A 23,022-nucleotide genomic window follows, 5' to 3' on the forward strand; every position below is an offset into this window, starting at 1 on the left:
CGTCATCGGCGCGGTCACGACAGCAACGTCGTGCTCGGCGGGACGAGGGAGGGGGAGGGGGGAGGGGGCAGTCATCACCGGATCTCGACGAGGAGACACCATGGACGCAGCACGACGGCCCCACCGGCGGCCCGGGACGACGGCCGCGCTCGCCGCGCTGGCGGTGAGCGCGACGATCGGCGGGGCGGCGCTCGCGCTGCCCGCGACCGCCGCGGAGCAGGGCACGGTCGAGTCGGGACGGGTCGCGGACTCCGCGGCCGGCCCGATCGACTACACGGTCTACCTGCCGCCCGGCTACGACGACGCCGCGCAGGAGTACCCGACGCTCTACCTGCTGCACGGCCGCGGCGACACGCAGGCCGCGTGGCAGCAGGTCACGGGCGACCTCGACGAGCTCATCGGGGCGGGTGAGATCCAGCCGATGGTCGTCGTCATGCCCGACGCGCCGTGGAACGACCGCGGCTCCTGGTACACGGACTCCCTGTACACCGGGGACGCGACGGGCGCCGGGGCCGGCACCGCCGTCGAGACGGCGTTCACGCGCGACCTCGTCGCGCACGTCGACGCGACGTACCGCACGGTCGAGGACCGCGAGGCGCGCGCCGTCGGCGGCTACTCCATGGGGGGCGCGGGCGCGCTGCGGTTCACGCTCGCCCACCAGGACACGTTCTCCGCGGGCATCGTGCTGAGCCCCGCCGTCTACGTGCCGCAGCCGCCGGCCGACTCCTCGGCCCGCGACCACGGCGGCTACGGCGTCGGGACCGCGCCGTTCGACGCCGACCGGTACACGGAGCTGTCCTACCCGACGGCGCTCGCGGCGCTCGACCCGGCGCTCCCGGTGCACCTGTTCGTCGCCGTCGGCGACGACGAGTGGGCCAACCCCGACCCCGCCGAGGCCACGCACGACATCGACTTCGAGTCCGCGCGCCTCTACAACCAGGCGCGCCGCGTCCCGGGCGTGACGGCCGAGCTGCGCGTGCTCGACGGCGGCCACGACTGGGACGTCTGGCGGCCCGCGTTCCGCGAGGGGGTCGTCGACGTCTCGGCGCGCCTGCGCACCACGCCCGCCGCGCCGTGGGACGCCGAGCTCCTCGGCTCCGCGGGCGACGACCGCGCGGGCGGGGTCGCGGCCCTGCCCGACGGCGGGATCGCCGTCGCGCTGAACCTCGCCGGCGCGTGGGACGGGTACGAGCCCGCGGGCGGGCTCGACACGGTCGTCGTGCGGCGCGACGCCGACGGCGCCGAGGTCTGGCGGCACGCGGTCGCGACGGCCGCGGACGACCGCGCGTACGGCGTCGTGCCGGGCGCGGACGGCGGCGTGCTCGTCGCCGGGTACACGAAGGGGGACCTCGACGGCGCCCACGCGGGCACGACGCGCGACGACGGGTTCGTCGCGGCCGTCACCGCCGACGGCGAGCGCGCCTGGACGCTGCAGACCGGCGACCCCGGCGCGGCCGACCGCTTCTACGCCGTCGCGCCCGACGGCGCGGGCGGCGCCTACGTCGCCGGGTACACGAGCGGTGCCGTGGGCGACGCGCCGAGCGCCGGGGACAAGGACGCGCTGGTCGGGCGGGTCTCCGCGGCGGGCGAGCTGCTGTGGCTGCGCCAGGTGGGCGGGCCCGGCGAGGACAAGGCGCTCGCGGTGGCGGCCTCGCCCGACGGCGCGGTGTACGTGGGCGGGGTGTCGGGCGGCGGGATGCCCGGGGCCGAGCGTGCGGGCGCGAACGACGGCTGGGTCGCGCGCTACGGCGCGGACGGCGAGCAGGAGTGGCTGCGCGCCGTCGCGACGAGCGAGAACGACCAGGTCAACGGCCTCGTGGCGCGCTCGGACGGGTCGGTCGTCGCCGTCGGGCACACGCGCGGGGCGCTCGGTGACGGCGGCAACCTCGGGGACAACGACGTCGTCGTGCGTGCCCTCGACACCGCGGGCGAGGTCCTGTGGACGACGCAGGTCGGGACGTCGACCGACGACCGCGGCGTGATGGGCGTGCTCGGCGCCGACGACGCGGTGCTCGTCGTCGGCACGACGTACGGCGCGCTGGGCACGGCCGTCGGCGGGGTCGACGTCGTGACGTTCCCCGTCGCGGCCGACGGCACCCCGGGCGAGGCGACGCAGACCGGGTCGCGCGAGCGCGACGGCGCCGACGAGTGGGACGACGCGAACCTGTTCGCGGCCCCCGCACCCGCCGCCGACGGCCGCGACGGCGCCGCGCTGCTCACCGGGCTCACGTACGGCGCCCCCGCGGGCACGACGAACGCGGGCGCCGCCGACGTGTTCGTGGCCCGGACGCCGTGGGACGCCGTCGTGCCCGACGCCGGGGCCACCGGCCCGGCGCTCGACGTCACCGCCGAGGCGCGGTGCCTCGCGGGCAAGGCCTACGTCGCCGTGCGCGCGACGAGCACCGGCGACGCGCCTGTCGACGTCGAGCTCGCGACGCCGTACGGCACGCACGTCGTCGCGGACGTCGCCCCGGGCGCGTCGGCCTACCGGTCGTTCGCCGTCCGCGCCACGACCGTCCCCGCGGGCGAGGCGACCGCGACGGTGGACGGCCGCGCCGTCGTCGTCCCGTACGCCGCCCTCACCTGCCCCTGACCCCGACCCTTACGCTGCCGCCGCCCCCCGCACGCAGCCGAGCACGGGGTCGGCGACCGTTTCTTCGGGATTTCGGTCGTTGACCCCGTGCTCGGCGGGCGGTGGTGTCGGGGAGGCGCGGTCAGCAGGTGAGGTGGTCGCCCGTGGTCGTGCCGACGATCTCGACGTAGTGCCGGAAGAGGCGGACGCGGTTGTTCATCTGGCGGGGGTTGCCGCCCTCGCACTCGAGCGGGCCGTTGATCGAGCGGATGGTCTCGGCGAAGCCGTGCTCGCCGACGATCGCGTCGTGGCACGTCATCGAGGCCGTGCCGGGCTGGGTGTTCCAGTACCAGAGCGCCGTCTGCCACGCGACGGTCGGGTCCTGCTCGACGAGCCACGGGTCGGCGAGGAGGTCGATCCCCAGAGCCTCCCCGGCCGCCCGGTAGTTGAAGTTCCAGCTCAGCTGGAGCGGGCCGCGGCCGTAGTAGGCGTCCTGCCCGGCGGGGCACCCGTACGGCTGCGCGGGGTCGCAGTAGTGCGGGTAGTTCGCGGTGTTGACCTCGACGACGTGCTCCAGCCCGTGCGTCTCGTGGCTCACCTGCGCGAGGAACGCCGCGGCCTCGCGCCGGGCCACACGGTCGCCGCCCGACGTCGCGAACGCGGGGTACGCGACCGTCGCCGCGACGAGCCCGGCGTACGTGTAGAACGGGTTCCGCTCCGGGAACATCGCGTCGAACTGCTGCTCGGTCACCACGAACGTCGTCGGTGCGGTGGTGGTCGTCGGGTCGGTCACGGGGTCCCCCTTCGTCGGCGGCGGCCGCGACGCCGCGACCGCGCCCACCCTACGGGATTCGTGAGGACACCTGCGTAACCGGTGAACCAGCCCCTCGATCAAGCCACCGGGTCGCCCACCGAGACCCCCACGACGCTGCCGAGCACGGGGTCGGCGACCGGATGGGTGCGGATCCGGTCGCCGTCCCCGTGCTCGACGGGTGGGGGTCAGGGGATGTCAGCGGCAGGTCGTCTCCGGGTAGGCGGCGGTCGTCTCCGTCTGCACGGCCCGCCCGTCGACGTCCTTCGTCGCGACGAGCGTGATCTCGCCCGCGTCGAGCGTCTTGGCCTTCACGGCGAGCGTCTTCTCGGCCGACTCCCCGGCGGGGACCGCCGAGAAGGTGTGCTCGCCCGCGGGGGTCTGCACGGACACGTCGATCGGCACCGTGTCCTCGTTCGTCACGGACGCCGTCAGCCAGAGCTGCTTGCCCGCTGCCTTGCACGACGGCGTCGCGGTGCCGGAGAAGCGGACCGTCGTCGAGCCCGGCTCGGCGCCGACCGTGGCCGCCGTCGCGGACTGGTCGAACGACGCGTTGCCGAAGGTCGTGAACCAGCCCTGGGCGGTCGCGAAGTCGTCGGTGAAGGCCCGCGACAGGAGCAGCAGGAGCCGCGCCTTGACGGCCGTGAGGTCGCCGCCGGCGATGATGCCGTTGCCGCCCCCGTACGACGACCCCGACCCGGTGCGCGTCGTCGAGACGAACCAGACGCCCTTGTCGCGGACGGCGGCGGTGCGGGCCTGGCTCATCGCGGACGAGATGCCCCCCGCACCCGTCCCCGCGGTGACGATGCCCTGGACGCCCGCGTTCGCGAACGCCGTCACGGCCTCGCCGCCGGCCTGCTGGTAGGACATGAGGATCTCGACGCGCGGGAGCGTCTTCGCGTCGACCTTCGCGAGGTCGAACGGCGTGAACCACTCCTCGGTGTCGCACGCGAGCACGCGCGCCGGGGCGCGGCCGAGCGTGACGTTGTCGCCGTCGATCCAGCCGAGCACGCCGTACTCGCGCGTCTGGAACGTGTCGGTGCGGTACGAGTTCGACTTCGTGACCTCGCGGGCCGCCTGGATCTCGTCGTTGAGCATCAGCACCGTGCCGAAGCAGAACGTCTGCTGGGACGCGGCGACCTTGATCGCGTTGTAGAGGTTCGCGGGCGCGTCCGTGCCGAACACGAGGCTCGAGTCCGGCCCGGCGCCCGACCCCCACGGGCGCATCGAGCCGGACGTGACGACGGGCTTGCGCGACCGCACGGTGAGGTCGAGCCAGTACGCGAACTCCTCCTGCGTGTCCGTGCCGGTCGTGACGACGACGGCGTCCGCCGTCTCGAGCTGCTTCTCCACCTCGAGCGTGAGCGCGTGGAACTGCTCCATCGAGTAGCCGGACGAGCCGGCGTTGCCGAACTGGACGGCGGTGACGTCGGCGACCGCGTCGAGCTCGGGCCGCAGCGTGTTCAGCATGTCCTCCATGCGGTACGTGCCGGCGCGGTAGCTCGTGAACGTGTCGCGGCCGGTCGCCTTGCCGGCCATCGTGCCGCCGGTCGCGACGACGACGACCTTCGGCTTCTCCGCCGCGGCGGTCGCCGTCGCGGTCGCGTACTGCGCGGACGTGATGCCGAGCGGGTTGGCCGGTGCGGTACCGGCCGCGAGCACCGGTGCCGCGGCACCCTCGGCGCGCGCGGCGGCGGCCGACGCCCGGGAGTCGGCGACGGTGTACGCGACCGTCGCGGCGAGGGCGGCGCACGCGAGCACGAGCGCGACGACGGCCGCGACGGCGCGGCCGGACAGGGTCAGGGTGAACGTTCTCAACAGGGGGCCTTCCGTCGGGGGGAACATCTGGCCCGCCCGACGCTAGGGACCGCGTGTTGCCTGGGGATTGCCTGGGCGTAAGAAGTACGGACGTGCCGGTTGCCGCCGGAGCGGTTGACCCGCGCTCCCCACGGGTCCAGCCTGGCGGGAGGGCCGGCGTCGGTCCGGCCCGGTCAGGAGCGGTCATGGACGATCGCGACGCCGCCCTCCTACGGGCGCACGAGCACGCCGCCGCGTGGCTCGACTCCCTCGCGACGCGCCCGGTCCCGCCCCGGGCGGGCGTCGCCGACGTCGTCGCCGCGCTCGGCACGGACCTGCCGGACGGTCCCAGCCCGGCGGCCGACGTCGTCGACCTGCTCGCCACGGCGTGCGGGCCGGGCCTCACCGCGATGCCGTCGGGCCGCTTCTACGGCATGGTCATCGGCGGCAGCCACCCGGCGGCGCTCGCGGCCGACTGGCTCACGAGCGCGTGGGACCAGAACTCCGCGCTGCGCACGGTCACCCCGGCCCACACGGCCGTCGAGGACGTGACGAGCGCGTGGCTGCTCGAGCTGCTGGGCCTGCCCGCGTCGGGCGCGGTCGGGTTCGTCACCGGCGCCACGACCGCGAACTTCACGGCGCTCGCCGCCGCGCGCGGCGAGGTGCTGCGCCGCGCGGGGTGGGACGTGCGGCGCGACGGCCTCACGGGTGCGCCGCGCGTGCGCGTGCTCGTCGGTGCCGAGCGGCACGAGTCGGTCGACCTCGCGCTGTCGTACCTCGGGCTCGGGGCGCCCGAGGTCGTCGCCGCGGACGACCAGGGCCGGGTCTCGGTCGCCGCGCTCGAGGAGGCGCTGGCCGACCCGGCCTCTCCCTCGGACGACCGGGGCTCTACCTCGCGGGACCAGAGCTCTACCTCGCGGGACCTGGCCTCTACCTCGGGGGACCGTGGCTCTACGTCGGCGCCCACGATCGTGGTGCTGCAGGCGGGCAACGTGCACTCCGGGGCGTTCGACCCGTTCGGCCCGGCGGTCGAGGTCGCGCACCGGCACGGCGCGTGGGTGCACGTCGACGGCGCGTTCGGGCTCTTCGCCGCCGCGTCGCCGACGTACCGCCACCTCGTCGCGGGGTACGAGAGCGCCGACTCGTGGGCGACCGACGCGCACAAGACGCTCAACGTCCCGTACGACTGCGGGCTCGCGATCGTCGCGGACCCGGCGCCGCTGCGCGCCGCGATGGGCATGCACGGCGACTACCTCATCCAGAGCGAGGCGGGCGACCCGCTCGACAAGGTGCCCGAGCTCTCGCGTCGCGGTCGCGCGTTCCCCGTCTGGGCGGTGCTGCGGGCGCTCGGCCGCTCGGGCGTCGCCGACCTCGTGGACGGGTTCTGCCGCCACGCGGCGACGTTCGCCGACGCGGTGCGCGCGCTCGACGGCGAGGTGCTGCACGACGTCGTGTTCACCCAGGTGTGCGCGGCGTTCGGCGACGACGCGCGGACGCAGGACGTCGTGCGGCGCGTGCTCGACGACGGGACCGCGTGGATGTCCGGCTCGCGCTGGCACGACCGCGCCGTGCTCCGCGTCTCCGTGAGCTCCTGGGCGACGACGGACGCCGACGTCGCGGTGAGCGTCGACGCGCTCGGCCGGGCGGTCGCCGCGACCCGCGCCTGACGACCGGCCCCGGGCGTCGGTGCGACGCCCGGGGTCGGTGGTGCGTCAGCGCCCGCCGTGCCGGCCGAGGTCGATGCGCACGAGGTGCCCGTCGGGCGGCGTCGTCTCGTCCGCCGGGAGGGCGTTCGTCGTCGCGAGCAGGCCCTTGCCGTCCCACTCGAGGCCCGCGGGGAGCGGGACCTCGACGAGGGTGCTCGACCCGCGCTTGCCGACCTGCGAGATCTTCCCGCCGAACAGCTCGGCGACGTAGACCGTGCCGTCGCCGGACACGGCGAGGTTGGTCGCACCGAGGAACCCGGAGGAGAGCGGGCGCACCGAGCCGCGCCACGGGTCCACCGTGTAGACCGCCCCGCGCGCACCGAGGCTCGCGTCCTCGGGCCCGCCGGGGAGCGTCGTCACGTAGAGCACGCCGCGCGGCCCCACCTCGACGTCCGTGGGGACGGGCTCGAACCAGTACGTCTGCCCGACGACGCACGCGGGCCACCCGAGGCCCGCCGCCGCCTCGGCGGTGACGACCGCGGGCTGCGCGGGCAGCACGGCCACCGTCCGGACCCGGCCGCGGTCGCTCACCGACAGGATCGCGTTGGCGCCCGCGTCGGCGACGTACGTGGTGCCGTGGGACGACGTCGTCGCGTACGGGTGGGAGTCCGCGATCCCCGTGTACCGGGGCGGGACGGGCGACGCGGGGACCTGGGCGACGCACGCCGGGTCGGTGTCGCGCAGGCCGTACGTCACGCCGCCGTCGGGGTTGTTCGCCTGCTCGTACGCGAAGGTGTCCGCGAGCACGACGGGCGCGCCCGTCGGGTTGCCCCGCCGGTCGGTCCGCAGCGTCGACACCTCCGACGCGACCGGACCCTCCTCGCCGAGCTGCGTCTCGGTGAAGGTGATCCGACGGCCGTCGTAGGAGACGCCGCCCACCTCGCCGCCGTCGGGCGACGCGTAGAGGACGGTCGGGGTGCCGTCGCGGCCGACGGCCGTGAGCAGCCCGGGGAAGTTCTGGGTGACGTAGGTGGTGCCGCGCGGTCCGACCGCGAGGCTGAGCGGCGTGACGAGGCCGGTCGCGACGTCGGTCACGGTCGGCGGGCGCGGCGAGGGCTTGCCGCCGTGCGCGACGGCGGGCCCGGCGACGAGCACGAGGGCGGCGGTCGCGGCGGCGACGGCGGCGGGCAGGGCGGTGCGGAGTCTTCTCATGGGTGCTCCTGGTCCGGCGGTCCCGCGGGGGCGAGGGGAGCCGGCGCGCGCTGCTGTCGGCGCGGGCGTCGCCCCGGGGACGAGGGTGAGGTGGTCGTCGGGCCGGACGACGTGGCGCGCCGGGGGCGTGCCGTGCGACCGGCGAGGCGCCGGCCGGGAGTCTGCTGTGCGTCGGCGGTGAGCACAGACCTCCGAGTGTGCACCCGCGGGCGGCGCCGGTCCACCATCGTCGCCCCGGGCGACGAGCACCCGGGGCGACGTCGGACCGAGGGGTCAGTCGCGGACGGCCAGGTCCACCCAGACGAGCCGGTGGTCGCTGCTCGGGAACGGGAAGACGCCGGTGAGGCGCGAGAGCGGGTCGGCCTGGACGGGCCAGAACACGCCCGCGTCGCGGACCCGCAGGTCGCGCGACGGCAGGACGTAGTCCGCGCGCAGGTTCCCCGGAGAGGTGTCGGCGAAGTCGGCGGTGTCGAGCGCGGGGTCGCCCCGGTGGGTCACGTTCGCCCCGCCCTGGAGCGTGGCGGCCTCGACCGCGCCGGCGGACCGGGGCGCCGGGTCCTGGACGCGCCGGTGGTCGAGGAGCTGGTCGATCGCGGCGTCCACGGAGTCGCCGTCGAGCGGGTCGGCGTTCTGGTCGCCCAGGACGACGAAGCTCGCGCCCGGGCGCAGCCCGCCGCGCCGGCCCGCGTCGTCGTACACGTAGCGGGACGTCTTGCCGGGCGTCACGTAGTCCGCCCAGAACCGGATCTCGTCGTGGTTGCGGCGGCCGTTGCGGTCCTCGGGGCCGTCGAACGTGGGCGGGGTCGGGTGCGATGCGAGCACGTGGACGGTCTGCCGCCCCACGTGGACCGGGACGTCCCAGTGCGACTTGCTCGACAGCCGCACGACGTCGAGCTCCTCGGGCGTGAACCAGTCCGCGGGCGCGGGCGTCGCGGGGTCGTCCGGGAGGAGCGCTCCCGGCATGTCCTTCCACAGGAAGTGCTGGAACGTGCGGACGCCGCGCGTGTCGATCGGGTACCGCGACAGCACGACCATGCCGTACTGCCCCTCGAACGCGCCGAAGCCGAACGCGTCGTCCCCGCCGCCGACCACGCCGTCGTCGTTCAGGTCGAACCCGCTGGGCACTCCGGTGTTCGACGGCGCGACGTACGCGTAGCGGTACTCGATCGGCTCGGCGCCGCCCTGCGGGACCTCGAGGTAGTGGTCGCGGAACAGGTCGACGGCGCGCCCGCCGGGCACGAAGTCGAACTCGTTGAGCAGCACGACGTCGGGCCGCGTGCGCTGGAGCACCTCGGCGATAGTCGCGGCCTGCGGGTCGTCGGGGGTCGAGAGGTCGGCCTCGAGCTCGCCCGCGGCGGCGCGGTTGAGGCTCGCGTTGTACGTCGCGACGCGGAGCGTCCCGCGGTCGTGGCCGTGGCGGTCGCCGTGCGCGGCGGCGGGCGCGACGACGGCGCCGGCGCCCGCGACGGCGAGGGCCGCGGCGGACGCGAGGGCGGGGACGAGCGCGGGGCGCGGTCGGGTGCGGCGCTCGGTCGGGGTGGACGGTCTCGTGGACACGGTGGCTCCTCGTCGTCGGGGGGACGGTGGTCGTCGAGAGGTTCCCCGCCACCGTACGCACGGGTGCCCACGCCCGGAAGGTCGGGAAGGTGTCGCGCGGGCGAACACCCGGCGCCGGGCCGGGGCGACGATGTGGGTGCCCGGTGGGACCGTGAGACATGGACACCTCGCCGTCCCGACCCGTCCGCACCTACCCGCACGGCGTGCCCTGCTGGGTGGACACCGAGCAGCCCGACGTCGACGCCGCCCTCGCCTTCTACGGCGCCCTCTTCGGGTGGCAGTTCGAGGACCGGCTCCCGCCCGGCGCGGGGGAGCGGTACGTCGTCGCCTCGCTCGGCGGGCAGGACGTCGCGGCCGTCGCGACGGGCCGCGGCGAGCCCGGGTGGATCACGTACGTCGCGGTCGACGACGTGGACGCCTCCGCGCGCGGCGTCCCGGACCTCGGGGGCGAGGTCCTCGACGGCCCGACGACGGTCGGCCCGCCGGGGCGCATGGCGACCGTCCGCGACCCGCAGGGCGCGACGTTCCGGCTGTGGGAGCCCGGCGCGCGGCTCGGCGCGCAGCGCGTCAACGAGCCGGGCACGTGGAACTTCAGCGTGCTGCGCACGCCCGACGTCGCGCGGGCCCTGCACTTCTACGGCCCGCTGCTCGGCTGGGAGGTGAGCCCGGACCTCGGAGCCGGGATGGCGCGCGTCGAGGGCTACGGCGACCACCTCGCGCGGACCGTCAACCCGGAGATCGACGCGAACCAGGCGGGCGCGCCGCCCGGCTTCCGGGACGTCGTGGCGGGCGTCCTGGAGGAGCCCGGACCCGCACGCCACACCGTGACGTTCGCCGTCGCGGACCGGGACGCCGCGGCCGCGGCGGCCGAGCGCGCCGGTGCGGTGGTGCTGTCCTCGGCCGACACGGGGTGGACGCGCGAGGCGGAGGTCCGCGACCCGCAGGCTGCGGTGCTCACGCTCTCGCAGTTCACGCCGCCCGAGGGCTTCTGACCGGACGCTGACCGCCGGGTGGAGGCGGGTGCGGCATCATGACGCCGTGAACGTCGTCACGCGCAGCCCGCACGCCCAGGTCGTCGACCGTCTCCGCGCCGCGGACCTCGAGTACGGGCGCGTCGGCCCGACGGACGAGCGCGGCTGGACCTTCGCCGAGGTCGACACCGAGAACGGCACGGCGACCGACGCGGCGGACGCCCCGACGTCGGCTGCGGAGGCCCTCGCGCAGGTCGACGCGCTCGTGCCGGTCCCGTGGGTCGTGCAACTCGACGCGGGCTCGGACCTCCTGCCCGAGGGCGTGAGCGCGATCCTCGCCGCCCGCACGGACGCCGTCGCGCCGCCGGTCGTCGTCACCTGGGCCCCCGCGCAGCCCGGCTCGACGACCGACCACACGATGCGCCTCGACGGCGACCCGGGCGCCGTGCTCGCGGCCGTCGGCGCGCTCGTCGGGCTGCGGGACGCGACGACCGCCGCGGACCGGCTGCGCGCGCTCGAGCACCCCGACGACCTTCTCGAGGCGTTCGCGGCGGTCGCGGACCTGCCCGCGACGGACTCTGCGGCGCCCGACGCCGTCGTGCAGCTCGTCCGCGCCGACGCTGCGTTCGTCCGCGCCGCCGTGCGCCGGGCGGGCGCGGCGTGGGTGCGCGCGACCGACGAGCGCACCGTCGTCTGGACCGCCGCACGCCCCGAGGCGCCGAGGTTCGGTGCGTCGGACGAGGCGGAGCAGGAGGCGTTCCGGTCGGCCCTCTCGGGCGAGTTCCGCGCCCGGTCCACGATCGAGCGCGGCCTGCGCGCCGGGGAGGTCGTCGTCAGCCTGGAGCGGACCGGCGGCGGCGTCGCCTGGACGCTCAGCACGCCGGGGCGCCCGTGGATCTTCGGAAGCTGGAACGACACCTGGACGGACCTCTCGACGTCCGGTCCCGAGGGTGCGTACGAGGCCCTGGTCGAGGCGTTCGGCGCCCCGCGCGACCCGGGCCGGCTGCGCGCCCTGCTCGCCGCGTCGACCTGGCCCGGCGACCCGGTCGCCGACCTCGCCTACCTCCTCGGGCTGCCCGCCGCGCTCGTCGAGGCCGTCGAGGACCCGGCGCGGTTCCGGCACGGCGCCGAGCGCGTCCAGCCCCTCGGCCCGACGGCGCCGCTCACCGCGACCGAGAAGGCAGCTCTCGTCGCCCGCGCGCCCCGGCGCGGCGCGGGGAGCGCGGCGTGGGACGTCGTCCTGCTGGTGCTGGGCCTCGTGCTGCTCGGCCTCGGGGCGGCGATCCTCGCGACGGACGGCGCCGTCGTCGGGTCGGACGGACCGCCCGGGTGGGACGTCGTCCCGTGGGTCGCGGGCGGCGCCCTCGTCCTCACCGGCTGGGCGCGGGCCGGGTCCGCCCGCGGGGAGCGGCGGCGCTTCCTCGCCGACGCGTGAGCGCCCGTCCCCGGTCGGCTCCGACCGGGGACGGGCGACGTACCGGGCCGCTGCGCGCAGCAGCCCGGTCGATGTCAGGCGCCCCGTCAGGCTGCCCGGTCAGCGGCCGTCGAGGTGGTCGACCTCCTCGAGCAGACGCTCGCGCGTGGCCGTGTCGCGCACGAACTTCTTCACGACCTTCCGCACCGACGCCCACCGCCCGGCCTCGACGGCGTCGAGCGCCTTCGTCAGCTGGCCGGGCGGGAGGTCGAGCGCCGCGAGGCGCGAGCGCAGGCCCTCCGGCGTGACGGTCACGACGACGGTCGCCTCCGCGGTCGCCTCGCCGCCCGCGCCCCGCGCGGTCGCGGTCACCGTGTGCTCGCCGAGCGCGAGGTCCGCAGCCGGGACGACCGCCCCGTTGTCCATGGGCTCGCCGTCGAGCGTCACGACCACCTCGTCCGCGTCCGTTGTGCTCGCCGCGACGACGAGCGTGCCGCCCCGCTCGACCTCGGTGCCCTCAGCGGGGCTGACGATCGTGACCGTCGGCGCTCCGGGCGCGGGCGCCTCCTGCTCGCGCGCCTGCTTCCACCCGACGAACGCCCCCGCGCGGTCGGTGATGATGCCGTCGACCCCGATCTCGGTGAGGCGCGCCCAGTCGGCCGCGGAGTTCACCGTGTACGGCATGACGGCGACGCCCGCCGCGTTGAGGTCGGCGACGACGCCCGGACGCGCGAGCAGCGCGCTCGCCGACGGGTTGTACATGACCGCGCCGAGGTCCTGCGCCACGGCGACCGGGTCGGCGTCGAGCGCGCCGCGGAGCAGCCCGCGCGGGATCTGCGGGGCGTGCTCGCGCGCGGCGCGCAGCGCGTCGACGTCGAACGACTGGAGCACCACGCGGTCCTCGAGCCCGGCCTCGACGACCATGTCGACGACGCGCTCGACCTCCGCGGACGTCTCGGGCCCCTTGATCTCCAGGAGCAGCGTCGACGACCCGGTCTCCAGCAGGTCGAGCAGCTGCGCGAACGACGGCAGCCGCTGCCCGGCGAACGCGGGCGAGAACCAGGACCCGGCGTCGAGCGCGGTGACCTGCTCGCCCGCCAGGACGGCGACGTCGCCCGTGCCGTCGGTCGTGCGGTCGACCGTCTGGTCGTGCAGCACGACGGGGACGCCGTCGGCCGTGGTGTGCACGTCGACCTCGACGTACTCCGCCCCCGTGCGCATCCCGGCCGCGACGGCGGCGAGCGTGTTCTCGGGTGCCACCGAGGAGTAGCCGCGGTGCGCGACGGTGACGGGCAGCTCGCCGTCGCCGCCGACGTACGACGCGGGCTCGATCTCCGTGACGGTCACGTCGTCGACGCTCACGGTCGCCCCGGCGGTGACGAAGCCGAGCGCGCCGTCGCGGGACCGGTCGATCCGCCCCTCCAGCACGGTCCGCCCGTCGAGCGCGTACGTGACGGCCGCGCCCTGCACCTCGACGGACAGGTGCACGTCGCGCCCGGTCGCGGCGTCGGTCGGCGCCGAGCCGGTGTACGGGACGTTCCAGGCGTCCGCGGCGGTGCGCTGGGCGATCTCGACGCCGTTGGGCGCCGTCGTCGTGGTGCGCAGGACCGCCTGCCACCACGGGGTGGTGCCGTCGGGCGCGACGTCGAGGATCGCGCCCGCCCAGCGCGACGCGTTGTCCACGCTCTCGAACCGGAGCGTCGCGTCGAGCCGGTAGTTCTCCGCGGCGCGGCCGAACACGATCCGCGCGGGCGACGACCCGTCGGGTGCGTCGCCGACGAGCCGGCCGTCGCGCACCTGCCAGTCGCCGAGCACGGGCGTCCAGCCCTCGGGGAGGTCGTCGCCGTCGAACGACTCGGCGAGCAGCACGTCGCCGGGTGCGGCGGCGGCCGGGGCCGCGAACGGCGCGGTCGCGGTCGTGGCCGTGGCGGCGACGAGCGTCGTCGCGAGCAGGGTCCCCGCCAGTGCGGCGGCGGTGCCGCGCACGGCGCGGCGTCGGGTGGTCGTCATCGGGTCCTCCGAGCGTCGGGTCGGTTGCCCCGGCGACCCTAGGAACGCGGCGTTGCGCTCCGGTGGACGCCGGGCGACGCCTCGGGGACGGTCAGGTGTCGGGACGCCGCCGCCCCCTCGGCATCCCCCCGAGCCTCACCCGGACGGCTCCGTCGCGCCCGTCAGGAGCCGTGCGACGTCGGACCCCGCGGCGAGCAGCGCGGCGGTGCGGCGCGCGATCACGTCGAGCCGGGCGTCGAGGGCCGCGAGGGTCGGGGCGACGTCGTCGAGCCGGCGCAGCGCCGCGATCGTCTCGCGGACCGCCGGGACCGGGTAGCCGGCCGACCGCAGCGCCGCGGTGATCCGCGCCTCCCGGACGGCGGCGGGCGGGTAGGCGCGCGCGCCGTGGGTCCCGGCGCGCGTCGCGACGCGCTCGGGGGCGACGAGCCCCTCGCGCTCCCAGTGGCGCAGCGTCGAGGCCCGCACGCCGAGCGCCGCGGCGAGCCCGGTGATGGTGAGGACGTCGTCCTCGTCGCCGTCCGCGCCCGCGGGCGGGCCGCCCTCGTCGGGTCCGGCCTCGCCCGGGCCGACGGCGGGCTCACCCTCCGCGCGGATCGCGAGCAGCGCGCGGCGGGCGACGAGCGCCTCGTCCCGCTCGCGCGCGAGCGTCACGTGCAGCGCCCCCACGCGCGCTGCGGCGTCGGGCAGGGGGAGCGTGCGGATCTCGCGCAGCACCGCGCGCGCGACGACCGGGCCGACCGCCGTCGCCAGCCCCCGGTACGCGCGGAGCGCCAGCACGTGCTCGTCGCCGAACGTGCGGTAGCCGTTCGGCGACCGGCCCGCGGGCGGCAGGACGCCGAGCGCCTCGAGGTCGCGCACCTGCTGGACGGACCAGCCGGTCGCGCGCGCGACGTCGGACGTGCGCAGCACCCGGGGCGTGTCGGGACCGCCGCCCGCCCCCCGCGCTCGTGCACCCACGTCGCCCAACCCTCCGGAAGCACGTCAACCTCACACTGGAACCATGAGTATGGAGCAGATCCTCGCCACGGTCCGGTCGCTCGACGGCGCCCTCGTGCTCTCCCCGGGGCCGGGCAGCGCGTTCCCCGAGCTCGCGTGGGGCGACCACTTCTTCTACCACGCCCCCGACGGCGTCGTCCCGCCCGGGCAGCCGTACGGCACCGTCGTCACGAAGAACTACCCCGACGACACCGCGTCGCGCCTCGGTGCGGAGGGGCGCTGGAGGGTCAACGTGCACGTCGGGCGCGACCGGTTCCGGACGCTCCTCGGCACCGACCCGCGCGACGGCGCGGCGTCGGAGGTGGCGGAGACCGACGTCGTCGTGCCGCACCCGGTCTACGGCGCGCTCGGCTGGGTGGCGGTCGTGGTCCCGGGCGAGCGCACGACCGCGCTCGTCCTCGACCTGCTGCGCGCGGCCCACGACGACGCCCGCGCCCGCACCGCCCGCCGCACCACCCGATAGCGGGCCCGCCGTCGACCACGGGGTTGGTCCCCGCCGAGCACGGGGTTGGCGGCGTCTTTCGCCGGAAGAGCGACCACAACCCCGTGTTCGGCGGAGGTCTCTCTGCCGGGGGGGGGGGCACGCGGGATGGTGGTCAGGCGGGGAGTCGGAGTCGGGTGCTCGCGCGAGCGGGGGCGGGCGCGGGGCGCGCGGCGACGTGGCCGTGGCCGGCGACGTCGACCCCGACCGCCAGGAGGCGGGGGACGCCGTCGGTCACCTCGACGGTCGAGACGGACGCGTTGGGCAGTGCGACGAGGCCGGTGGGGGCGAGCGTCGCGAGCCACGCGCCGAGCGTGAGGCCGTGCCCGACGACGAGCACGTGCCGGTCGCGCGTCGCGCCCGGGCGGGACGCGTCGTCGTGCGCGGCGACGACGCGCGTGAACACCGCGCGCACGCGTGCCATGAAGTCCCGGCCCGGCTCGCCGCCGCCGACGCCCGGGTGGGTGCCCGCGAGCATGCGGGGCACGAGCTCGGCCCACGGCTCGACGGCGTCGAGCTGCGACTCCGGCCGTCGCTCGTAGGAGCCGAACGACAGCTCGCGCAGGTCGGGGTCGACCGTGAGCGGGAGGTCGGGGTGGTGCCGCAGGATCTCCATCGCCGTGAGGACCGCGCGGCCCTGCGGCGAGGAGTACGCGGCCGCGAAGTCGTGCCGCGCGAGGTGCTGCGCCGTGACGCGTACGCCCGCGCGTCCCGTGCGGGTGAGGGGGGAGTCGCACGCCCCCTGCAGGTGGCGTCGTGCGTTGAGGTAGGTCTGCCCGTGGCGTACGAGCGTGATCGTCAGGGTCATCGTCGCTGTGCCCTCTCCGGTGCGTCCCGGTCTGCTGGTCACGGCCGACGCTAGGGGAGCGGGGTGTCGGGACGACGACCGCCGGGTGACGCCGGGGTGGCGGGTGCCGGAACGCCGTCCCTCAGGAGCGCGCGGTGACCTCGTCGAGGTGCCGGGCGTCGTCGGGCCCGCGAGCGTCGTCGGCGTCGCGCGGACCCGTCTGCTCGGCGTCGGGCGCCCCCGCCTCCTCGGCGGCGCGGGCCTCCGGCTGCTCGGGCACGCGCTCCTCGGGCTGCTCGGGAGCGACGGGTGCGGGCCACGGCTCGTCGGCGACGGCCGACCCCGCGTGCGGTCGCGCGCCCGCGTGCCGGTGCACGACCACCGCGAGCGGCGCCACGAGCACCCCGCAGACCATCCCCCAGGAGAGGCCCGCCTCGAGCACGGGGAGGGTGCGGCCGGCGTCGGGCAGCACACCGCCCGCGGCGAGCGTGGAGGCGACGACGGGCACCGCCGCCGCGAGGGCCGCACCTCCGGCGCACGCGAGCCACACCGCGAGCAGCAGCGCCGCGCGGCCCTCGACCGGCGGCAGGCGTCGCGCGGCGAGCGCCGTGAGCAGCCCGACCGCGAGCCCGACGCCGACGGGCAGCAGCAGGTGCACGGGGTCGGCGAGGAGCGCCGCGCGGTCGACGGCGATCCGGGCGGAGGGCAGCAGCACGACGTCGCGCGCCACGCCCCACGGCGACTGCGGGTCCGCGGCGCCGGGGAGCGTCGTGCGCCCGACGCCCGCGGCCGCCCACAGCACGCCCGTCGCCGTGCCCGCGGCGAGCGCGGCGGGCCACGCGCGCACGCGCGTCGGCGTCCGGGTGTGCCGGGTGCCGGCGGGGTCGTCGTGGCGGTCGGTGAGGGCGCGCGCGACGGCGACCGTCACGGCGACGAGCGGGCCGTTGACGAACCCCCACCAGCCGCCGAGCGCGGTCGCGACGAACCGGGTGATCGTGTCCGCGCGCCAGGCGAGCGTGACGCCCGCGAACCAGGCCGCCGTCGCGGCGAGCGCGGACGCGAGCACGGCCGCGCCCCACACGGCGAGGAACGCGGCCCAGCGACCCTCTCCCGCGGGCAGGCGCCGCAGCACGAGGTGCGTGCCGAGGGCGACGAGCCCGCCCGCGAGGGCGGCCGTGAGCACGGTGCTGCCCGAGACCTGCTGACCGCCCGTGACGACGCCGGTCGGGTGGGGCAGGAGCGTCCGGACGAGCCCGGCGGGCAGGGCGTGCGCCGCCCCGGCGAGCCAGTCCGCGACCCGCCCGGTGACGACCCAGAGCACCGCGGTGAGCGTCCCCGCGGCGACGACGGCGGGCACGGTCCTCGATGACGGCATCCTGCGAGGGTAGTGGCAACGCGGGGCCGCGCGGACCGCTCAGTTCCGGCGACGGGTGCCGTCTCTACGCACGGGACCTGCCGCGACGCGCGGCGGGACGACGACACGGAGGACGCCATGAGCGAGACCACGACCCGCACCACGAGCCACACCCTGGACGTGCCGGGAGCCGTCCTGGCCTACGACGTCCGGACCCCCGCGGCACCGGGCGACCTGCCGCCGCTCGTCGTCATGGGGTCGCCCATGGCGGCGTCGGGGTTCGGGCAGCTCGTGGACCTGATCGACGACCGCGTGGTCGTCACGTACGACCCGCGCGGTACGGAGCGCAGCACGCTCGCCGCCGACGGCGAGGTGTCGGTCGAGCGGCACGCGGACGACCTGCACGAGGTCGTGGCCGCGCTCGGGCTCGGGCCGGTGGACGTGTTCGGGTCGAGCGGGGGCGGCGTCGTCGGGCTCTCGTGGATCGAGCGGCACCCGGAGGACGTGCGGACGTTCGTCGCGCACGAGCCGCCGATCACGCCGCTGCTGGAGGACGCCGAGACCGCGACCGCGGTGCAGGCGGACGTCGTGGAGACGTACCGGCGCGAGGGCTTCGGGCCCGCGATGGCGAAGTTCGTCGCGCTCGTCAGCCACGTGGGGCCGCTGCCCGCGGACTACCTCGACCGCCCGGCGCCCGACCCGGCGATGTTCGGCTTCCCGACGGAGGACGACGGGTCGCGCGACGACCTGCTCCTCGGCCGGAACCTGGCCACCATGCCGTCGTGGGCGCCCGACGGCGACGCCCTGCGCGCGGCGGCGACCCGCATCGTCCCCGCGGTGAGCGCCCAGGGCGAGGGCACGCTCGCGTGGCGCGGCGGTGCCGCCCTCGCCGCCCTCCTGGGCGTCGAGCCGGTGACGTTCCCGGGCGACCACGGCGGCTTCATGGTCAACGAGTGGTCGCCCGCGAACGACCCGGCGGCGTTCGCGACGACCCTGCGCGAGGCGCTCGCGGGCTGACGGCGCGTCCCGGACGCGCCCCGCGTCTCAGCGGAGGGCGGCGAGGGCGAGGCAGCCCAGGCCGAGAACGACGTCGAAGTACAGGCACGCCTCCGCCATCGGCCGGGGGACGACCTCGCCGCGCCGGTGGTGGACGACGTCCCACGCGGCGTGGCCGGCCAGGGTCAGCCCTGCCACGACGAGACCGATGCCCGGGTCGACGGCGAGCGCCACCACAGCGAGGGAACCGTAGCCGAGAAGTGCGGCCGCCTGGGGGAGCGTCGGTCGTGCTGCGCCGCGCGCGACGCCGATCCCGAGCAGCACGAGCGCGGTGAGCCCGATGCCGGCCCACCAGGGGATGCCCGCCACCTCGCTCGCGACCACGACGAGCGAGGCGCCGAGGATGCTCACCCAGGCGACCCAGGGGCGTCCGAGCGCTGCTGCGGCCACGTAGCAGAGCGCGGCCGCGCTCACGCCGATCGCCAGGGTGGTGCGGTCGGCCACGCCGATCGCGAGCAGCAGGACGGCGACGCCGAGGCCGAGCGCGGCGGGCCAGCGGGCCACGACGGCCCGGGCGGTGCTCGTCCCGGTGCTCGTCCCGGTGCTCGTCCCCGTGCTCGTCTGGGTGCTCGTCCCCCGCGCGGTTCCGGAGCGCGGTCCGGTGGTCTGCCGGGCGGTGCGTGGAGTGCTCATGACGTCCTCGTCTCTCGTGGCGGTCGCGGTCGGGCGACCGCGCTCTCCTGGGAGGAACAGTCTCACCCTGGGCCGCGGTACTCCCCGGGGGTATCGTGGACGGTGTCCGGATCTGTGGACCGGACGTCGGGAACCCGGGGGTGACGGCTCATGGCGGAGCGGTTGGTGGCGGTCGTCGGCTACGCCGGCGCGGAGCTCCTGGACATCGCGTGCGTGACCTCGACCCTCGTCCTCGCGAACCGTGTGGGCGCCGCGCCCCCCTACCGGGTGGTGCTGCTGACCCCGGGCGGGCGACCCGTCGCGTGCGACTCGGGCCTCACGCTCGCGAGCCACGGCTCCCTCCAGCGGTGGGTCGAGCCGGTCGACACGGTCGTCGTGACCGGAGGGCTCGGCCACGAGGAGGCCGGTGCCGACCCGCTCGTCGTCGCGCACGTGCGCCGGGTGGCCGCCCTGAGCCGCAGGGTCGCGTCGGTCTGCACGGGCGCGACCGTCCTCGCGGCGACGGGTCTCCTCGACGGGCGTCGTGCCACCACGCACTGGCGCTACGCCGACCGGCTCGCGCAGGAGTACCCCGCCGTCCGCGTCGACCCGGCGCCCATCTACGTGCGCGACGACAACGTCTACACGTCGGCGGGCGTGACGAGCGCGCTCGACCTCACGCTCGCGCTGGTCGAGGAGGACAACGGTCCGGAGCTCGCCCGCAGGGTGGCCCGCGCGCTCGTGACGTACCTCCAGCGTCCGGGGAACCAGGCCCAGATGAGCGTCTTCACGGCGGCCCCTCAGGTGCGGGACGCATGCGTCCGGGCCGTGGTCGACCTCGTCGCCGCGCGGCTCGACGGAGACCTCTCGCTCCCCGCCCTCGCCGCCCACGCCGGCGTGAGCCAGCGCCAGCTCACGCGCCTGTTCGTCCGGCACCTCGGCCGCACGCCGGCGCGGTACGTCCGGCGAGCCCGGACCGAGGCGGCGGCCCATCTGCTCGCGTCGACCGACCGCCCGGTCACCACCGTCGCCCGCGAGTGCGGGCTGAGGTCCGCGGAGGCGCTGCGGCAGGCGTTCGCCGCGGAGTACGGCCTCGCGCCCTCGCAGTACCGGGCCGCGCACCGGCGTGCCGGGCGCCTCGCCCCGCCTGGCGGGACCGGTCCGGGAGCCGCCGGGCTCCGCGGCGCGCGCGGCGAGCAGGAGCGGCTGCCGACGTAGGGGACCCGCGCACGGCCCACCGGGCCCGTCGCGGGTACGTCCACCTACGAGGTGGCGAAGAGCGGCGCGCGGCCGGGCGGCTGCGCGGGCGGCGGGTCCTGGATCCCGGCGAGCAGGGGCCGCTCGAAGACCGCGTGCTCGGGCGTGAGCTCGAACGGCTCGTCGCCGTGCACGACCCGCAGCCGGTCGCCGGACTCGAGGCGGTACGTGACGCCGTCGGCCCGGACCTCGACGCGCGCCCGGGCGCCGCCGTGGTGGACGGCGAGCGCGAGCCGCGTGAGCCGGGACGGGAGCCGGGGGGCGAGGCGGAGCCCGTCGTCGTCGTGCCGCAGCCCCACGATGCCCGTGACGACGGCGGTCCAGGCCCCCGCGAGCGACGCGACGTGCAGCCCGCCGTCGGTCGAGCCGCGCAGGTCGCACAGGTCGAGGAGCGCGCACTCGCGCGCGTAGTCGTACGCGAGGTCGACGTAGCCGATCTCCGCGGCGACGACCGCCTGCACGGGCGCCGAGAGCGACGAGTCGCGGACGGTCAGCGGCTCGTAGTAGTCGAAGTCGCGGCGCCGCTGCTCGGGCGTGAACTCCTCGGGCGCGGCGTGCAGGGCGAGCACGAGGTCGGCCTGCTTGACGACCTGCCGCCGGTACAGCTCGACGTAGTGCACGTGGTCGTCGAGCGGGAACCGCGCGGTGCCCCGCGACTCGAAGTCCCAGGGGGCGTGCCGCGTGAAGTCCTGCGACTGCTCCGTGACGCCGAGCTCCGCGTCGTACGGGACGACCATCCGGTCGGCCGCGCGCCGCCACCCCGCGCGCTCGTCGGCGGTGACGTCCAGCCGCGCCGCCTGCTCCGGGAACCGCTCGCACAGCTCGTCCGCCGCGCGCAGGTTCTTGCGGGCCATGAGGTTGGTGTACGTGTTGTTGTCGACGACGGCGGTGTACTCGTCGGGCCCGGTCACGCCGTCGATGCGGAAGCCGGAGGCCGTGTGGTGGCCGCGCCCGGCCCACAGCCGCGCGGTCTGCACCACGAGGTCGACGACGACGTCCCGGGCGAGCTCGTCGTCGTGCGTGGCGGCGACGTGCCGCACGGCGGCGAGCGCGACGGCCGACGAGACGTGGAACGCGGCGGTGCTCGCGGGCCAGTAGCCCGACGACTCCCGACCGCTGATCGTGCGCCACGGGAACGCCGCGCCGGGCAGGCCCAGCTCGGCGGCCCGCTCGCACGCGTGGGGGAGGGTGGCGTGTCGCCAGCGCAGGTGCGCGGCCGCGGCGTCGGGCAGCACGTGGTCCAGCACGGGGAGCACGAACGTGTCCGAGTCCCAGAAGGCGTGGCCCGCGTAGCCGGTGCCCGTGAGGCCCTTGGCGCGCACGCCCACGCCCTCGACGCGCGCCGACGCCTGGACCACCTGGAACAGGGCGTGCCGCAGCGCCTGCTGCATCTCGTCGTCCCCGTCGAGCTCGACGTCGCCCCGCTCCCAGACCACGGCGAGGGCGTCGGCCTGCTCGCGCTCGAGCGCGTCCCAGCCCGCGTCGACGGCCGCGGCGAGCACGGAGTGCGCGTGCGCGGGGAGCGCGTCGGCGTCGGCGCCGCCCGCGTAGGCGGCGAGGACGACGACCTCCAGCCACTCGTCGGTGCGCAGGTCGACGGTGAGGACGGCGGCGCCGCCGCGGTGGTGCCAGCGCGGGCGGACGCCGTCCGCCGCGTCGACGAGGTGCGCGGTCTCGACGGCGACGCCGCGCTCCGAGCGCACGGTGCGCTGCCGCACGGACGACCCCTCGGCGTCGTGCCGGCACGAGACGGTGACCAGCCCGGGCGCCTCGCGGCCGGGGTCCTGCCCGCCGTGGGCGCAGCCGGGCACCGGGCGCAGGGTGACGGTGACGTCGCCGTGCGCGTGCACGCGCCAGCGCGACGCGACGACCTCGCGCCGGGTGAGCGGGACGAGCCGCTCGTTGTGCAGGGTGACGCTCCCGCCCGACGGCGCGGTCCAGCGCAGCTCGCGCCGCAGCACGCCCCGGCGCAGGTCGAGCACGCGCTCGTGCGCCTCGACCGTCCCGTCGGGACCGGCGGGGTCGTCGGTCCGGACGTCGACCGGCTCGCCGTCGACGGACCAGCCGACCCGCCACGCGTCGACGACCGGCACGAGGCGCTCCTCGACCTCGGGGTAGGCGTACGCGCGTTCCGCGTACGTCTGCTCGAACTCCTCGTGCACGGAGGCGACGAGGGTCGAGGGGTCGTCGTCGGGGTCCGCCTCGTCGAGCGTGCCGCGGACGCCGACGTACCCGTTGGCGAGGGACAGGAGGGACGCGGCCGTGGCCGGGTCGTCGACGTCGAGGGCCGACTCCCGGACGGACCACGCGGGGAGGTCGCGAGTCACGCGGTCACTCCACCACGACGCCGTGTCGCACACCCGTCCGGGGCGTGCTCGAGCCCCGTCCAGGGCCGCTCCGGAGACAAGTGTCGATCGGCCGTGGACTTTTGCTTGTTGTCGACACAACTTTCGCCTACCTGTTGACATCCATGCACTGACTGCGGTGTC

General features: G+C 76.6%; 17 protein-coding genes. 7 read left to right on the forward strand and 10 right to left on the reverse strand.

Features of this window, described 5'->3' with window-relative positions; all coding sequences use genetic code 11:
• Positions 1–100 precede the first annotated feature (100 nt).
• Positions 101–2,593 carry an alpha/beta hydrolase-fold protein gene (locus tag ACI769_RS14405; protein WP_409141799.1) on the forward strand — a complete coding sequence of 831 codons (2,493 nt, stop codon included), beginning with the start codon at positions 101–103 and terminating at the stop codon, positions 2,591–2,593.
• A gap of 121 nt (positions 2,594–2,714) precedes the next feature.
• On the opposite strand, the gene ACI769_RS14410 is transcribed toward ACI769_RS14405, so the two are convergent.
• Complete coding sequence (locus tag ACI769_RS14410) at positions 2,715–3,365, reverse strand: chitinase (protein ID WP_232322685.1); 651 nt, start codon at positions 3,363–3,365, stop codon at positions 2,715–2,717.
• Between the two features lie 216 nt (positions 3,366–3,581).
• Positions 3,582–5,201 carry an asparaginase gene (locus ACI769_RS14415; RefSeq protein ID WP_232322686.1) on the reverse strand — a complete coding sequence of 540 codons (1,620 nt, stop codon included), beginning with the start codon at positions 5,199–5,201 and terminating at the stop codon, positions 3,582–3,584.
• 185 nt (positions 5,202–5,386) lie between these two features.
• Between ACI769_RS14415 and ACI769_RS14420 the strand changes: the two genes are divergently transcribed.
• Positions 5,387–6,847 (forward strand): pyridoxal phosphate-dependent decarboxylase family protein, encoded by a 1,461-nt coding sequence (locus ACI769_RS14420; protein ID WP_409141800.1) that lies wholly within the window; start codon positions 5,387–5,389, stop codon positions 6,845–6,847.
• Between the two features lie 45 nt (positions 6,848–6,892).
• On the opposite strand, the gene ACI769_RS14425 is transcribed toward ACI769_RS14420, so the two are convergent.
• Both ACI769_RS14425 and ACI769_RS14430 read right to left on the reverse strand, forming a co-directional pair.
• Entirely contained in the window at positions 6,893–8,038 is a 1,146-nt protein-coding gene (locus ACI769_RS14425; RefSeq protein WP_409141801.1) for a ScyD/ScyE family protein, read from the reverse strand.
• Between the two features lie 273 nt (positions 8,039–8,311).
• Positions 8,312–9,595, reverse strand: coding sequence for an endonuclease/exonuclease/phosphatase family protein (locus tag ACI769_RS14430; protein WP_409141802.1), 1,284 nt, complete (start codon positions 9,593–9,595; stop codon positions 8,312–8,314).
• A 158-nt stretch (positions 9,596–9,753) separates the two neighbouring features.
• Here ACI769_RS14430 and ACI769_RS14435 point away from each other — a divergent pair, with 158 nt between their 5' ends.
• Both ACI769_RS14435 and ACI769_RS14440 read left to right on the forward strand, forming a co-directional pair.
• Entirely contained in the window at positions 9,754–10,587 is an 834-nt protein-coding gene (locus ACI769_RS14435; RefSeq protein ID WP_409141803.1) for a VOC family protein, read from the forward strand.
• Positions 10,588–10,633: 46 nt separating this feature from the next.
• Positions 10,634–12,001 (forward strand): hypothetical protein, encoded by a 1,368-nt coding sequence (locus tag ACI769_RS14440; RefSeq protein WP_409141804.1) that lies wholly within the window; start codon positions 10,634–10,636, stop codon positions 11,999–12,001.
• A 99-nt stretch (positions 12,002–12,100) separates the two neighbouring features.
• On the opposite strand, the gene ACI769_RS14445 is transcribed toward ACI769_RS14440, so the two are convergent.
• A complete protein-coding gene (locus ACI769_RS14445) occupies positions 12,101–13,990 on the reverse strand; it encodes a glycerophosphodiester phosphodiesterase family protein (protein ID WP_409141805.1) in 1,890 nt (629 codons plus the stop codon).
• A 135-nt stretch (positions 13,991–14,125) separates the two neighbouring features.
• Positions 14,126–14,899 carry a MerR family transcriptional regulator gene (locus tag ACI769_RS14450; protein ID WP_409141806.1) on the reverse strand — a complete coding sequence of 258 codons (774 nt, stop codon included), beginning with the start codon at positions 14,897–14,899 and terminating at the stop codon, positions 14,126–14,128.
• A 91-nt stretch (positions 14,900–14,990) separates the two neighbouring features.
• Here ACI769_RS14450 and ACI769_RS14455 point away from each other — a divergent pair, with 91 nt between their 5' ends.
• Entirely contained in the window at positions 14,991–15,449 is a 459-nt protein-coding gene (locus ACI769_RS14455; RefSeq protein WP_409141807.1) for a DUF6194 family protein, read from the forward strand.
• Positions 15,450–15,582: 133 nt separating this feature from the next.
• Here ACI769_RS14455 and ACI769_RS14460 read toward each other — a convergent pair whose 3' ends face one another.
• Together ACI769_RS14460 and ACI769_RS14465 are read right to left on the reverse strand one after the other, a co-directional pair.
• Positions 15,583–16,275 carry a histidine phosphatase family protein gene (locus ACI769_RS14460; RefSeq protein ID WP_409141808.1) on the reverse strand — a complete coding sequence of 231 codons (693 nt, stop codon included), beginning with the start codon at positions 16,273–16,275 and terminating at the stop codon, positions 15,583–15,585.
• Between the two features lie 121 nt (positions 16,276–16,396).
• The gene (locus tag ACI769_RS14465) at positions 16,397–17,629 is read right to left on the reverse strand and encodes a hypothetical protein (protein WP_409141809.1); all 1,233 of its coding nucleotides are present in this window, start codon (positions 17,627–17,629) and stop codon (positions 16,397–16,399) included.
• Between the two features lie 117 nt (positions 17,630–17,746).
• Between ACI769_RS14465 and ACI769_RS14470 the strand changes: the two genes are divergently transcribed.
• A complete protein-coding gene (locus ACI769_RS14470; protein WP_409141810.1) occupies positions 17,747–18,625 on the forward strand; it encodes an alpha/beta fold hydrolase in 879 nt (292 codons plus the stop codon).
• A gap of 27 nt (positions 18,626–18,652) precedes the next feature.
• On the opposite strand, the gene ACI769_RS14475 is transcribed toward ACI769_RS14470, so the two are convergent.
• Entirely contained in the window at positions 18,653–19,297 is a 645-nt protein-coding gene (locus ACI769_RS14475) for a hypothetical protein (protein WP_409141811.1), read from the reverse strand.
• 150 nt (positions 19,298–19,447) lie between these two features.
• On the opposite strand from ACI769_RS14475, the gene ACI769_RS14480 reads away from it, so the two are divergent.
• Entirely contained in the window at positions 19,448–20,494 is a 1,047-nt protein-coding gene (locus tag ACI769_RS14480) for a GlxA family transcriptional regulator (protein ID WP_163188806.1), read from the forward strand.
• 44 nt (positions 20,495–20,538) lie between these two features.
• Here ACI769_RS14480 and ACI769_RS14485 read toward each other — a convergent pair whose 3' ends face one another.
• On the reverse strand, positions 20,539–22,860 hold the full coding sequence (locus tag ACI769_RS14485) for a glycoside hydrolase family 65 protein (protein WP_409141812.1): 2,322 nt from the start codon (positions 22,858–22,860) through the stop codon (positions 20,539–20,541).
• Positions 22,861–23,022 lie beyond the last annotated feature (162 nt).

It is taken from the genome of Cellulosimicrobium sp. RS, assembly GCF_046159675.1.
Lineage (GTDB): Bacteria > Actinomycetota > Actinomycetes > Actinomycetales > Cellulomonadaceae > Cellulosimicrobium > Cellulosimicrobium funkei.

Coding starts and splice junctions, on each gene's coding strand:
- ACI769_RS14405 (WP_409141799.1), top strand. CDS start 101: ATGGACGCAGCACGACGGCCCCACCGGCGGCCCGGGACGACGGCCGCG.
- ACI769_RS14420 (WP_409141800.1), top strand. CDS start 5,387: ATGGACGATCGCGACGCCGCCCTCCTACGGGCGCACGAGCACGCCGCC.
- ACI769_RS14425 (WP_409141801.1), bottom strand. CDS start 8,038: ATGAGAAGACTCCGCACCGCCCTGCCCGCCGCCGTCGCCGCCGCGACC.
- ACI769_RS14435 (WP_409141803.1), top strand. CDS start 9,754: ATGGACACCTCGCCGTCCCGACCCGTCCGCACCTACCCGCACGGCGTG.
- ACI769_RS14445 (WP_409141805.1), bottom strand. CDS start 13,990: ATGACGACCACCCGACGCCGCGCCGTGCGCGGCACCGCCGCCGCACTG.
- ACI769_RS14455 (WP_409141807.1), top strand. CDS start 14,991: ATGAGTATGGAGCAGATCCTCGCCACGGTCCGGTCGCTCGACGGCGCC.
- ACI769_RS14460 (WP_409141808.1), bottom strand. CDS start 16,275: ATGACCCTGACGATCACGCTCGTACGCCACGGGCAGACCTACCTCAAC.
- ACI769_RS14465 (WP_409141809.1), bottom strand. CDS start 17,629: ATGCCGTCATCGAGGACCGTGCCCGCCGTCGTCGCCGCGGGGACGCTC.
- ACI769_RS14470 (WP_409141810.1), top strand. CDS start 17,747: ATGAGCGAGACCACGACCCGCACCACGAGCCACACCCTGGACGTGCCG.
- ACI769_RS14475 (WP_409141811.1), bottom strand. CDS start 19,297: ATGAGCACTCCACGCACCGCCCGGCAGACCACCGGACCGCGCTCCGGA.
- ACI769_RS14480 (WP_163188806.1), top strand. CDS start 19,448: ATGGCGGAGCGGTTGGTGGCGGTCGTCGGCTACGCCGGCGCGGAGCTC.